Source organism: Enterococcus sp. AZ163 (genome assembly GCF_050498925.1).
GTDB lineage: Bacteria > Bacillota > Bacilli > Lactobacillales > Enterococcaceae > Enterococcus_A > Enterococcus_A ferrettii.
The window spans coordinates 1-12,745 of record NZ_JBIPAO010000001.1 but is presented as its reverse complement, the minus strand read 5'-3'; the positions used below and the strand labels follow the sequence as shown (position 1 = coordinate 12,745).

Sequence of the window (12,745 nt, the reverse complement as noted above, 5' to 3'; positions counted from 1 at the left end):
ATGGCTGAAATCATAATACCTATTAGCATTGTCAGTGGAATGGGGTTAATCGCAGGAGTCATTCTCTCAGTAGCGACCATCATTTTCCATAAACCAGTAGATGAAAAAGAAGAGGCTCTGCGAGACGTATTGCCGGGAATTAATTGCGGTGCCTGCGGATTTTCTGGCTGTGATGGATATGCTAAAGCTATGGCGGAAGGTAAAGCGGGCGTAACGAACTGTACTCCTGGCGGATTGTCTACTCGTCAGGCTTTGTCAGAAATCTTAGGTGTGGAAGTTGGAGAGGTTCAAAAGATTGCCGCATTTGTACGCTGTAATGGGACCTGTGAAGTTACGAATAAAAAAATGGACTATGCTGGTACCGAAACGTGCTATGCCGCTAATCAAATCTTTGGGGGACCACAAGCCTGCCGCTTTGGTTGTATGGGCTTTGGCGATTGTAAAGTCGTATGTGATTACGATGCGATTGATATAATTGATGGAGTTGCTCAAATCAACCCCAATAAATGTGTCGGTTGCTTAAAATGTATCACTGCCTGTCCAAAAAGTTTAATAAACATGCTGCCGGCAGAAGACACGTCGATTGTTGCTTGCTCAAATCAAGAAAAAGGCGGGGGCGTAAGGAAAATCTGTAGTGTGGGGTGTATCACCTGCAATCGATGTGTGAAGGCCTGTCCGCAGGAAGCGATTCAAATGGAGAATAATGTGGCAGTAATTGATCCAGAATTATGTACCAACTGTGGTGAGTGTCGAGAAGTCTGTCCGCAGAACTGTATTTTGGAGATGCCTCTGAAGGAAACAGTCGGAAGCTGATTTTCCAAGGCTGATTCCAAATTAGAAAAAATAGTTGAATTGAATGATGATGTGCCTAGGCGTTCAGCTACGGGAATTAAGCAGGTATGTCGGCGCACGCAGTCGTTTTGCTGTAACGCATTAAGAATAGTACTCCGAAGACAGGTTTTCCTATTTTGGCGATCATCCGTTTTATTTCTGAAAACCTTCGAAGACTCGCCCATTGGAGCGTAACATTTGAGAAAATCGAATCGGAACGTAAGATTGCTTCGGTTACACCGCTTATTTTTTTTAGATCCTGTGACATTCTTATAGTCACAGGATCATTTTTTTATAGATAAGAAGATCGGAACGAAACCTTTTCTAATTTCTAGTTCAATTTAATCTGAATGCGAATAGAGTAAACCTACGGAGTTAAAAATACTATGTTATATAACAGTAGATATTTTTCTGTTTCTGATATATAACAGATTCGTTTTTTTAATATAAAACAGCATAAGAGTTAGAACTATTCTTATTTATAAAAATCGAGAAAAACGCAATACATTCAATAAAACCACTGTTCATATACATTACAGAATGATGATAAAACGGAAAAACTTCTTTGAGAACAGTTCTCATTATCATTTGCTAGTTTTGCCACAATCTCTGCTTTTTTTTGTTATAATTATCTTGATACGAATTACTTACTGCTAGCTTAATCATTTTTTTCAACTGTTTAACTTCACCTATTTAGTCTTAAAATGAAGACTAGATGCGCAAGAATAGAAGTTTGCTCTGGCAGTATTATCGGTTATCTAGCTTTTTAAATAAAGCGCTTTTAAGACTTGTCAATACTCAATAAAGATTATTGATACAAAATCATACACAAAAGGAAGGATGACAAACATGGCATTAGCGAAAATTGTTTACGCAAGCAATACTGGAAACACAGAAGAAATCTCAGAAATTTTGGAGGATGTTTTAAAAGAATCTGGAGTAGAAGTAGAACGTGTTGAAGCAGACGATGCAGAAGCAGATTTTTATGAAGATGCAGATATTTGTATATTAGCTACTTATACTGATGGTGATGGCGAACGACCTTTTGATTTAGAAGATTTTTATGAAGAATTACCGGATCAAGATTTGTCTGGAAAAGTATATGCAGTTGTTGGAAGTGGAGATAGCGAGTTGTATCCTGATTATTTCTGTCAAGCTGCTATCGATTTTGACGAAGCTTTTGCAAAAACAGGTGCTAAAAAGATTGGTGAAACAGTGATGATCGAAAACGATGCGGATGATGAAGATGAGGAAGTTTTAAAAGCACTTGTTAAGTCTTTAGCTGAAGCGTAGGGGATTCAGGAAAAGGTTGGGGTGATAATTTGTTTAAAGTAGTGAAACGAAAAGAATTGGCACCGACAGAATTTGAAATTTATGTCGATGCTCCAAGAATCGCCAGTAAAGCAAAACCAGGACAATTCGTCATTTTACGGATCGATAATCAGGGGGAACGGATTCCTTTGACGATCGTGGATACTGATTCAGAAACAGGCTTAGTTCGCCTGATTTTTCAAGTGATTGGAAAATCAACGGCGCAATTAGCAACTGTAATGGAAGGTGAATCCTTGAGTGATGTTGTGGGTCCTTTAGGAAAACCAACAGACATCGAAAACTATGGAACAGTTCTTTTAGTCGGTGGTGGAGTGGGGATTGCTGCTCTATTCCCAATTGTAAAAGGCCTAAAGGAAGCGGGCAATCGCGTAATTACTGTTCTAGGAGCGAAAAATGCGGAGCTTTTGATCCTAACTGAAGAGTGCGAAAAATACTCGGACGAATTGATTCTAATGACCGACGATGGATCAGTTGGACAAAAAGGTCTGGTTACTCAAGCGATGGAAGAGGTTTTTGCTAGGGAAACTGTTAACAATGCATGGGCAATTGGGCCAAGTATCATGATGAAGTTTTGTACTATTACGGCGCAAAAATATCAAGTGCCGATTTATGTTTCATTAAACCCAATTATGATTGACGGAACAGGAATGTGTGGAGGCTGCCGAGTAACCGTTGCAGACAACATTAAGTTTGCTTGTGTTGATGGACCGGAGTTTCTTGGTGAAGAGGTAGACTGGGATGAATTTATCAGTCGGATGCAGCAATATCGTCCAGAAGAGCTTCGTGCCAATGAAATTTATGAAAAGCAGGTGAGTCAAAATGGCTAAGGCTAAAAGAAGTTATACAAAAACACCGATGAAAGAGCAAGCGCCTGAGATTCGTTGTCATAATTTCGATGAGGTTGCTTTAGGCTACACACTTGAAGAAGGTCAGTTGGAAGCAAGCCGCTGTTTACAATGTAAAAACGCGCCTTGTATTGAAAATTGTCCGGTAATGATTGATATCCCAGGATTCATTAAAGCGATTGAAGAAGGCGATATGCCAAAGGCTTATGAAGTTTTGGGCCGCTATACCAATCTACCAGCCATCTGTGGACGAGTATGTCCTCAAGAAAAGCAATGTGAGATGGTCTGTCGCTTAGGTCGTTCGAAAAAATTTGAACCAGTTGCAATTGGTAAGCTTGAACGTTTAGTTGCCGATTGGGCCTTGGATCAACCAATTGAATACAAAGAGGTCACTGGGGAGAAAGGCAAAGTTGCCGTCATTGGCTCCGGACCTTCAGGTTTGACTGCGGCCGGCGATTTGGCGAAATTGGGTTATGAAGTCATCGTTTATGAAGCATTGCATGCACCGGGTGGTGTGTTGACTTATGGGATCCCTGAATTCCGTCTACCTAAAAATATTGTGAACAACGAAATTGAACGAATCAAAGCACAAGGTGTTGCCGTTGAAACCAATGTTGTTGTGGGAAAAACAATTACGATGGACGAGATTATGGACGAATTTGATGCGTGCTACTTGTCAGTTGGAGCAGGTGCACCGAATTTCCAAGGGATTAAGGGCACTTCTTTAAAGGGTGTTTATTCGTCTAGTGAGTATTTGACGCGGATTAATTTGATGCATGGCTATCAATTTCCTAAATATGATACACCTGTTCAGGAATCTAAAAATGTTGTAGTTATCGGTGGCGGGAACGTTGCCATGGACGCTGCGCGTTCAGCTAAACGGCTGGGTGCAGAAAATGTATCCATCGTTTATCGACGCTCATTAGCAGAATTACCAGCCCGAGAAGAAGAGTACCATCATTCGGTTGAAGAAGGTATAAACTATCACTGGTTGACAAATCCTGTTGAATATATGGGTGATGAGAACGGTAACTTAGTAGCCGTTAAATGTGTGCAAATGGAGCTTGGTGAGCCTGATGACTCTGGTCGAAGACGTCCAGTTGTAATCCCTGGCAGCGAATTTATTATTGAAGCGGATACTGCGATTGAAGCGATTGGTCAAGGGGCCAATAAAGTCTTGCTAGATACCTTCCCAGAGCTTTCTTTAAATAAATGGGGCTATATTGATGCCAGCGAAGAAACTTGTGCTACCTCTATTCCAGGTGTTTATGCCGGTGGAGATATTGTAACCGGAGCCGCAACCGTTATTTTGGCAATGGGTGCTGGTAAGATTGCAGCAAACGAAATTGATAACTATGTTCAAAATAAAAAGTTGCAGGAGCAACCGGTCTGAGCGGAGGACAAATTGATGAAAACGATAAAAACGATGGATGGAAATACGGCAGCTGCTCATATTTCTTATGCGTTTACCGAAGTTGCAGGAATCTATCCGATCACACCAAGTTCGACCATGGCGGAAATCGTAGATGAATGGTCAGAACAAGGCCGTAAGAATATCTTTAACGAGCCAGTTAAGGTAGTTGAAATGCAGTCAGAGGCAGGAGCTGCTGGGACCGTACACGGCTCGTTAAAAACAGGGGTCTTAACAACGACTTATACAGCTTCTCAAGGGTTGCTTTTAATGATTCCTAATATGTTTAAAATTGCGGGGGAACTGCTGCCGACAGTTTTCCATGTGGCGGCTCGGGCAGTCTCTACTAATGCATTAAGTATTTTCGGTGATCACAGCGATGTTATGGCTGCACGTCAAACCGGATTTTGTATGCTGGCTGAGGGCAGTGTTCAGGAGGTAATGGATCTTTCGGCAGTTGCGCATTTAGCAAGTCTTGAAGGCAAGTTGCCTTTTATGAACTTTTTCGACGGGTTTAGAACGAGTCATGAGCTTCAAAAAATTGAAGTCATTGATTATGAAGATTTGAAAAATATGGTGAACTGGGAAGCTTTGGAAGAGTTTCGTGCGCTAGGCATGAACCCGAATCATCCAAATGTTTCAGGTACTGCGCAAAATCCGGATATTCATTTTCAACAAAGAGAAACGGTCAATCGCTATTATGATGAAATGCCGATGATTGTTCAAAAATACATGCAGAAAATTAATGATCTTCGTGGTACAGATTATGACTTAACTAACTATTATGGTCATCCGGAAGCAACGGAAGTTATTGTAGCCATGGGATCAGCTTCACCAGCGATTCAGCAAACGGTGGACTATTTGAATGCTCAGGGCCGTAAAGTCGGCTTTATTGATATGCATTTGTATCGCCCGTTCCCAGCTGAAAATATGTTGGAAAAATTACCGTCCACGGTAGAAAAAGTAGCGGTTCTAGACCGCACAAAAGAGCCGGGTTCAGATGGTGAGCCTTTACTATTGGATGTACAAAGTGTGCTTTATCGCCATTCTAATCGTCCGATCGTTATTGGCGGTCGCTATGGAATTGCTTCAAAAGACGTGACACCAGATCAAATTGTAGCTGTTTACGATCATTTATTATTGCCAGTTGAGGATATGAAGCAGCGTTTTACGATCGGAATCAATGATGATGTAACTCATATGTCTTTACCTCAGAGAGAAGTATTGGATTTAACACCTAAAACAACTTTCCAAGCAAAATTCTGGGGACTTGGTTCAGATGGAACAGTGGGTGCCAACAAACAAGCAATTAAAATAATCGGAAACAATACTGACTATTTTGCGCAGGCTTACTTTTCTTATGATTCGAAAAAATCAGGAGGGGTAACCATTTCTCATTTGCGTTTTGGGAAAGATCCAATCCTGTCAACCTACAATGTAGAGGGCGCCGATTTTGTTGGTTGTCACAACAATGCCTATATTCACCAATATGATTTATTGCGTGGACTGAAAGACGGCGGAACATTCTTGCTTAACACAGTTTGGGATGAAGCAAAAGTTAAACAAGCCTTACCAAATCGGATTAAGCGCTATTTAGCAGAGCATCAAATTAATTTTTATATCATCAATGCGATGGATATTGCGCAAAAGATTGGTTTAGGCGGTCGTATCAACACGGTGATGTCTACCTCATTCTTTGAATTAACAGATATCATGGATCGTGAAACCTTCCTGCCTTTACTAAAAGGAGAAGTGGAAGCTGCTTATGGGAAAAAATCGAAAGTTGTAGTGGAGCGGAATTGGCAGGCGATTGATGAAACCTTTGCTGCTCTGAAAAAAGTTGAGATTCCGGTTGAATGGGCTGAATTAGAAGTTCGTCCAGCGCCAAAAGCTGATCAAAGTAAACCTGCGTACGTTCGTAACATTTTAGAACCAATCAATCGTCAAGAAGGCAATCAGTTGTCAGTCAATGACCTGATCGAAAATGGTATGCTGGGTGGTGTAATGCCATTAGGAACTGCGGCATATGAAAAACGCGGAATTGCTTTAGAGGTTCCAGAGTGGATTCCGGAAGCATGTACCATGTGTAACGAGTGTGCGTTTATTTGTCCTCATGCAGCGATTCGTCCATTCTTAGCGAATGAAGAAGAGATGGAGCAAGCACCAGAAGGCTTCATCACTCGTGATATGCGTGGTAAAGATGGATTGAAGTACCGAATCCAAGTTTCTTTGGAGGATTGTACAGGTTGTGGGCTTTGTGCTGAGGTTTGTCCAGCTAAGGAAAAAGCGCTGGTTATGAAGTCTTATGAAGAGCAAAAAGAACAAGCGATCAATTGGGCTTTTGCGATGACCCTTCAACAAAAAGAAAACCCAGCGAAAAAGTTTTCAGTCAAAGGTTCTCAATTTGAGCAACCATTACTTGAATTCTCAGGGGCGTGTGCAGGTTGTGGTGAAACACCTTATATTAAGTTATTGACGCAATTATACGGTGATCGTATGATGATTGCGAATACGACGGGGTGTTCATCAATCTGGGGTGGTTCATCTCCAGCGACACCTTATACAGTTAATGTAGATGGTCGTGGGCCAGCATGGAGTAATTCATTGTTCGAGGACAACGCCGAATATGGTTTAGGCATGCATATTGCCAATGAAACTAAACGAAATCGAGTAGCAAACAAAATGCATGAAGCTCTGGCTCAAGATTTAGGTTCTGAAGATACAAAAGCCTTAATGCAAAATTGGATCGATCATATGCTGGAGGGTGAAGGCTCACAACAGCGGGCGGCCAAGTTAGCAGCGACTCTTTCTGAAGAAAACGATCCGGCCTTGCAGTCAATTTTGAAAGATAAAGATATGTTTGCGAAACCTAGCCAATGGATTATTGGTGGTGATGGTTGGGCATATGATATCGGATTTAGCGGGATTGATCATGTGTTAGCTTCTGGCGAAGATGTAAATATCTTTGTAATGGATAATGAATTATATGCGAACACTGGCGGTCAAATGTCAAAAGCAACACCAACAGCAGCAATTGCAAAATTTGCGGCTGGTGGTAAGAAGACTAAGAAAAAAGATTTGGGCATGATTGCAATGACTTATCGGGATGTCTATGTAGCACAAGTAGCAATCGAAGCAAACCCTGCTCAGACCTTGAAAGCGATTCGAGAAGCCGAAACGTATCCAGGTCCTTCAATTATTATCGGTTACACACCTTGTATCAATCACGGAATCCGTGGCGGTATGAGCAAATCAATTGAAGAATCAATCGAAGCTGTTGAATCTGGTTATTGGCAGTTGTATCGTTTCGATCCTCGTCAAGCAGATAAAGGCAAAGATCCGTTACGTATTGACTTCAAGAAAGCTGATTTCAGTAAAATGAATGACTTCTTAGAAGGTCAAACACGTTTCTCTGCCCTGCATAACATTAAACAAGATACAGCAGAGGTAGAGGAAATGCTGAATCAAACGGTAGATGATGCCGAAAAACGTTTAGAAAACTATAGTGAATTAATGAAGTCTAAAGAGTAAAATTATTCATACCAATAAAGCTCCCGTACAAAACACTTTTCATACCGAGTGTTTTGTACGGGAGCCTTTTGTTGATACACAGCAAGATTGATCATAGAAAGTAAAACGATTGCTCTTGCGTGAGTAGGATACTGATTTTACTATCTAGTAAAATCAATTAATCAGGTCATCCAAAGTTTCGGGATCCTCATGAGCCAAACGACTGGCAGCAGAAGCAGCAATTGCCCCTACAAGATCATCCAAAAAGGTATGCACTGATTTGCCATCATGGGAATTCAGTTTCTTCAAAATACCTGGTTTTACTTTATCAATATAACCATAGTTTGTAAAACCGATTGAACCATAAACATTAACAATTGATAAAGCCATGATTTCATCGACACCATATAACCCTTCGTCTTCTTCGAGAATTTCTTGAAGTGGAGAATCCAGCAATTTTTGCTCTGCTAATTTATCCAATTGAATTCCCGTGATAATTGCATTGTGAACTTCTCGCTTTGTTAACACGCGATTAACACTATGAGTACACATGTCCATTGTTAGTTTATCGATGTAGTCTTTTTGAAGAAAAAAAACAAGTTCTGCAATATCTTTGATGGTCACACCCCGTTCAATCAATAGCGCGCGCGCCTTCTCCTCCAGTGCGGTTGTTTCAAAAACCATAATATTCCTCCGTTATCCTTGAATTTTTGGAAAAAAGCTAGTGCTGTGCCCCGGTTGTCTCCGAGCCTCTGGATCAATATAATGCAAAGCGTTGTTAACTGCTGTGGGAGCTTCTCCTGATCCGGTAGCAATTAGTTTTACTTTTCCATCATAGGTAGTAATGTCTCCACAAGCATAGACCCCAGGGATAGAAGTACTCATATCAGAATTCACAAGCACTGCCTGGCGAGTGCATTCGACCCCCCAATTTTTTAAATGGTCTAATGATGAAGTAAAGCCGTAATTAACAATTAGATGATCCGCAGCCAATTTCATTGTCTCATCTGATCGAACTTTTTGCAAAGTCACAGTCGTCAATTCGCGATCACCAGATACTCCAGTGACGATGTAAGGCGTCAGAATATCAATGGTGGAGTCCTTCAGTTTTTCGACACTATGCTCATGTCCACGAAATTGATCCCGCCGATGAACAATGGATACTTTTTCGGCAATGGGTTCCAGCATCAGAGCCCAATCAATCGCGGAGTCTCCACCGCCAGCAATGACAACTTTTTTGCCGGCATATTTCATCAAGTCATTAACATAGTAATCAATACCTCTATTTTCAAATACATCGCTATTATCAACTTGCAAACGTCTTGGTTGAAATGAGCCATTCCCAATTGCTAAGATGACGGCTTTCGTATAATGAGCTCCTTTGTTAGTGGTGAGCTCAAGGTATCCATCATGCTGCTTTAGATCAATTACTTCTTCTTCTAAGCAGTAGGTATGCGGGAATGTTTGCAATTGCTTCTCTAAATTCCCGATCAAGTCCGCAGCTTTGACCACTGGAAAACCAGGAATATCGTAAATATTTTTTTCAGGATAAAGAGCTGTCAGCTGACCACCTAGTTGTGGCAAGCTATCAATCAGTTTCGTCTTTCTTTGGCGGATTCCAGCGTAGAAAGCAGCGAACATTCCTACCGGGCCCGCTCCTACAATCGTTATATCAAAAATGTCCATTGTATTTTTCCTTCTTTCTTTACTATCGTGGTATTGATTGTATCAAACTTTCTTGAAACCTTCCAAAATGTAAACGTGGATGGATAAGAAACGATACCTTCTAAAAAACAGAGAAATAAAATCAACTAAACCGGTTTGAGTTTCAAGGAAATAAAAAAAGACTAGTCAATCAATCGAATTTACGTGGAAAAAAACAGAAAGTTTGTTATGATGGAACGAGATAAATTAAAGGAGGATATACCTGTGACTCAATTTCCACAATTAAATTTAGCGGATCAAAAAGGTCCAAAAGCGACAATCAAAACAAATATGGGAGATATTGTAGTTCAACTATTTCCTGAGGAAGCACCAAAAACAGTAAAAAACTTTGTTGAATTATCTAAAAAAGGCTACTATGACGGTGTAATTTTCCATCGTGTTATTCCTGATTTTATGATTCAAGGGGGCGACCCAACAGGTACTGGTATGGGTGGAGAAAGTATTTATGGGGACAAATTCGAAGATGAATTTTCTCGTAATGTGTACAATTTACGTGGCGCGTTGTCAATGGCTAATGCTGGTCCAAATACAAATGGCAGTCAGTTCTTCATTGTTAATAACCAAAATGTTCCAGCTAATATGATGACTCAATTAGAAGAAGCTGGATTTCCTGGTGAAGTTGTTGAAACTTATAAACAAGGGGGGACTCCTTGGTTGGATTTCCGTCATACTGTCTTCGGACATGTTGTTGAAGGAATGGATGTTGTTGATGCAATTGGTGCTACCAAGCGTGGACCTCAGGATCGTCCAGTTAATGATATCATAATTGAAACCATTGAAATAAGTGAATAAAGAAGCCTCTTTAATGATCTGACCCTAAAAAAGCTATCTTTTTTAGGGTCAGTCTATTTTTTATTTTTAGTTTAAGGCAGTTGCGATTCGTTTGAGCCCTTCTAGTAGGGTAGCGTTAGGACAGGCAACATTTAAGCGCATATGTTGTTTTCCACCTGGTCCGTAACTAATCCCCGTATTCAACACGACTTTTCCTTCATGAACAAGCTGATTCTCCAATTGCTCATCCGATAGTCCATAATCCGAAAAATCGATCCACAGTAGGTAAGTTCCTTCAGGTTTCATAATTTTTGCTTTTGGCAGATACTTGTCGAAGAAGGTGAATGTATCATCAATATTTTTTTGCAAATACACCAATAACTCATTGAGCCACTCTTCACCAGTACGATAAGCTGCCTCCATACCAACTAAACCAAAGGTATTAATTTCTTGCTGAAAGTTTTCGGTTTGTTTGTGCTCTAATTGCTTATGCAATTTAGGGTTTTTGACAAAAGCAACAGAATTCTTGACCCCAGCTAAATTAAATGTTTTAGTCATGGAAGTAAATTGTATGGTAAAGTCTTCAAATTTATCTCCAGCATTTGAAAAACTAGTCATTTGATTTGGTAAGAAAACAAGATCTTGATGAATTTCATCACTTAAAACTAAGACTTGATATTTTCGACATAACTCACCAAACTGATTTAATTCTTCTTTCGTCCAAACACGTCCGCCCGGGTTATGAGGATTGCACAAAATTGCTAGTTTAATATGGTTCTGTTTAATTTTTTCTTCCATATCTGCGTAGTCCATTACAAAGTGTCCGTCTTTTTCAAGCAATCTGCTGCGAACAATTTTTCTTTTGTTTTCATTAAGGATCCCAGCAAATGGGGGGTAAACAGGATCGTGAATCAAGACCGCATCGTTTGGTTCAGTGAATGCCTGAATGGCAGTAGCTAATCCAGCTAGTACACCGCTGAAAAAGAAAATCTCATCTTTGGTTATTGATAAATGATGCTTATGCTTTTCCCAATCAATGATTGCTTCATAAAGTGAATCTGGTGTTGTAGTGTAGCCGAAAATACCATGTTCGATCATTTCTTGGTAAGCTTGGATGATACCAATGGGAGCTTTAAAATCCATGTCAGCTACCCATAGAGGTAATAACTCTTCTTCTTGATACGTATGGCAAATCTGATCCCACTTAACGCTGTTTGTACCTTTTCGATTGAATTGTTCATCAAAATTGACCATGTTTTTCCTCCTAATTTTGCAAACTTCTTTTTTTGTTGTAAATACAGTATAATAAAACTTGCGGAAAGAGGGAACTAAATGGGATATAAAATTGGACAAATTATAAAAGGAGACATTACCGGTATTCAACCATACGGTGCTTTTGTTTCTCTGGATAATCATACGCAAGGGTTGATCCATGTTTCTGAAATTCAAGCAGGCTTCACTAAAAACATTCATCAGTACTTAGAAATTGGACAAAAGGTACAAGTACAGATCATTGATATTGATGAATATACTCAGAAAATAAGTTTATCATTACGCACATTAGCAAATCATCCACCGGCATCACCGTATCAACGAAAACGATATTTCACTAATCGTAACAAGAATATCGGGTTTCGTTCCATACAAGATGAGATGCCTCGTTGGATTGAAGATACTTTGCGGTATTTAAGCAGTACAAAGAGTGAAAATTGACAATTTATTTTCACGAGCCAATATCTTTGTTTCTGAAAATATGATATGATAGAATCCAGTTGAGACTAAGTAGCTACCATAGGAGTGAATCAGTTTGACAAAAGAAGTATCTGGAACGGTAATGTTGAATCTAGCAGATGGATCAAAACGCTTTTTAGTTCGTCACGAAGGTACTGCAAATGAATTTGCTCGTACTGAAATCAAAAAGGAAAATACTGTTTTAGCAAGCTTCCTAAATTTTTTGAAGAGTGTGGTTCAAATCAACATCAATGAGATAAGTTTAGTTGAATTGACAAATACACAAGCAAACGGTATTAGTTTACCGTTATATGTCTTCGAAATGAATCAAGAAGAGGTAACAGAGCTTCCTGAAGGTTTTGTTTGGGAAACACCGGATAGTGTACGTGAAATTTTGCATACATTTGAAATTGAAGGTGTACCACTTTTTTAAAAGAAGTACATACAAAGAGCACAGTGAATATTTTCATTCACTGTGTTTTTTTTGAGAAAATAAAAATAAGTAGTTGACGTGTGCTTGGATAAATGGTAAATTATTGGAGTTGCCAATTCGTGCCGAGAAACAAACACAACTTTTTCGAAAAAAGTT

Annotated in this window: 11 protein-coding genes; 8 read left to right on the top strand and 3 right to left on the bottom strand. The window is 39.8% G+C overall.

Features of this window, described 5'->3' with window-relative positions; all coding sequences use genetic code 11:
* The 5 genes from IGI46_RS00055 to nifJ all read left to right on the top strand — a co-directional run bounded on the left by IGI46_RS00055 (position 1) and on the right by nifJ (position 7,950).
* Positions 1–813, top strand: a complete 813-nt coding sequence (locus IGI46_RS00055; RefSeq protein ID WP_429972592.1) for an RnfABCDGE type electron transport complex subunit B — start codon at positions 1–3, stop codon at positions 811–813.
* A gap of 867 nt (positions 814–1,680) precedes the next feature.
* Complete coding sequence (locus IGI46_RS00050; protein WP_429972591.1) at positions 1,681–2,124, top strand: flavodoxin; 444 nt, start codon at positions 1,681–1,683, stop codon at positions 2,122–2,124.
* 29 nt (positions 2,125–2,153) lie between these two features.
* Positions 2,154–2,990: a sulfide/dihydroorotate dehydrogenase-like FAD/NAD-binding protein gene (locus IGI46_RS00045; RefSeq protein WP_207701993.1), complete on the top strand. Its 837-nt coding sequence runs from the start codon at positions 2,154–2,156 to the stop codon at positions 2,988–2,990.
* Positions 2,983–4,401, top strand: coding sequence for an NADPH-dependent glutamate synthase (gene gltA, locus IGI46_RS00040; RefSeq protein ID WP_429964339.1), 1,419 nt, complete (start codon positions 2,983–2,985; stop codon positions 4,399–4,401). Before IGI46_RS00045 ends, gltA begins: the two co-directional genes overlap by 8 nt.
* 15 nt (positions 4,402–4,416) lie before the next feature.
* The gene (gene nifJ / locus IGI46_RS00035) at positions 4,417–7,950 is read left to right on the top strand and encodes a pyruvate:ferredoxin (flavodoxin) oxidoreductase (protein ID WP_429972590.1); all 3,534 of its coding nucleotides are present in this window, start codon (positions 4,417–4,419) and stop codon (positions 7,948–7,950) included.
* A 153-nt stretch (positions 7,951–8,103) separates the two neighbouring features.
* Here nifJ and IGI46_RS00030 read toward each other — a convergent pair whose 3' ends face one another.
* Both IGI46_RS00030 and IGI46_RS00025 read right to left on the bottom strand, forming a co-directional pair.
* A complete protein-coding gene (locus tag IGI46_RS00030) occupies positions 8,104–8,613 on the bottom strand; it encodes a phosphatidylglycerophosphatase A family protein (RefSeq protein ID WP_429964337.1) in 510 nt (169 codons plus the stop codon).
* A gap of 12 nt (positions 8,614–8,625) precedes the next feature.
* Positions 8,626–9,615, bottom strand: a complete 990-nt coding sequence (locus tag IGI46_RS00025) for an NAD(P)/FAD-dependent oxidoreductase (RefSeq protein ID WP_207705471.1) — start codon at positions 9,613–9,615, stop codon at positions 8,626–8,628.
* A 243-nt stretch (positions 9,616–9,858) separates the two neighbouring features.
* Here IGI46_RS00025 and IGI46_RS00020 point away from each other — a divergent pair, with 243 nt between their 5' ends.
* Positions 9,859–10,446 carry a peptidylprolyl isomerase gene (locus IGI46_RS00020; protein WP_429964336.1) on the top strand — a complete coding sequence of 196 codons (588 nt, stop codon included), beginning with the start codon at positions 9,859–9,861 and terminating at the stop codon, positions 10,444–10,446.
* Positions 10,447–10,512: 66 nt separating this feature from the next.
* On the opposite strand, the gene IGI46_RS00015 is transcribed toward IGI46_RS00020, so the two are convergent.
* Complete coding sequence (locus IGI46_RS00015) at positions 10,513–11,679, bottom strand: MalY/PatB family protein (protein ID WP_429964335.1); 1,167 nt, start codon at positions 11,677–11,679, stop codon at positions 10,513–10,515.
* Between the two features lie 78 nt (positions 11,680–11,757).
* Here IGI46_RS00015 and IGI46_RS00010 point away from each other — a divergent pair, with 78 nt between their 5' ends.
* Both IGI46_RS00010 and IGI46_RS00005 read left to right on the top strand, forming a co-directional pair.
* The gene (locus IGI46_RS00010; RefSeq protein ID WP_429964334.1) at positions 11,758–12,138 is read left to right on the top strand and encodes a CvfD/Ygs/GSP13 family RNA-binding post-transcriptional regulator; all 381 of its coding nucleotides are present in this window, start codon (positions 11,758–11,760) and stop codon (positions 12,136–12,138) included.
* 94 nt (positions 12,139–12,232) lie between these two features.
* A complete protein-coding gene (locus tag IGI46_RS00005) occupies positions 12,233–12,589 on the top strand; it encodes a hypothetical protein (RefSeq protein WP_207705474.1) in 357 nt (118 codons plus the stop codon).
* The last annotated feature ends 156 nt before the right edge of the window (positions 12,590–12,745 follow it).

What these genes read in the sequence shown, in the direction of transcription:
- IGI46_RS00055 (WP_429972592.1), top strand. Translation starts at nt 1, where the DNA reads ATGGCTGAAATCATAATACCTATTAGCATTGTCAGTGGAATGGGGTTA.
- IGI46_RS00050 (WP_429972591.1), top strand. Translation starts at nt 1,681, where the DNA reads ATGGCATTAGCGAAAATTGTTTACGCAAGCAATACTGGAAACACAGAA.
- gltA (WP_429964339.1), top strand. Translation starts at nt 2,983, where the DNA reads ATGGCTAAGGCTAAAAGAAGTTATACAAAAACACCGATGAAAGAGCAA.
- nifJ (WP_429972590.1), top strand. Translation starts at nt 4,417, where the DNA reads ATGAAAACGATAAAAACGATGGATGGAAATACGGCAGCTGCTCATATT.
- IGI46_RS00030 (WP_429964337.1), bottom strand. Translation starts at nt 8,613, where the DNA reads ATGGTTTTTGAAACAACCGCACTGGAGGAGAAGGCGCGCGCGCTATTG.
- IGI46_RS00025 (WP_207705471.1), bottom strand. Translation starts at nt 9,615, where the DNA reads ATGGACATTTTTGATATAACGATTGTAGGAGCGGGCCCGGTAGGAATG.
- IGI46_RS00015 (WP_429964335.1), bottom strand. Translation starts at nt 11,679, where the DNA reads ATGGTCAATTTTGATGAACAATTCAATCGAAAAGGTACAAACAGCGTT.
- IGI46_RS00010 (WP_429964334.1), top strand. Translation starts at nt 11,758, where the DNA reads ATGGGATATAAAATTGGACAAATTATAAAAGGAGACATTACCGGTATT.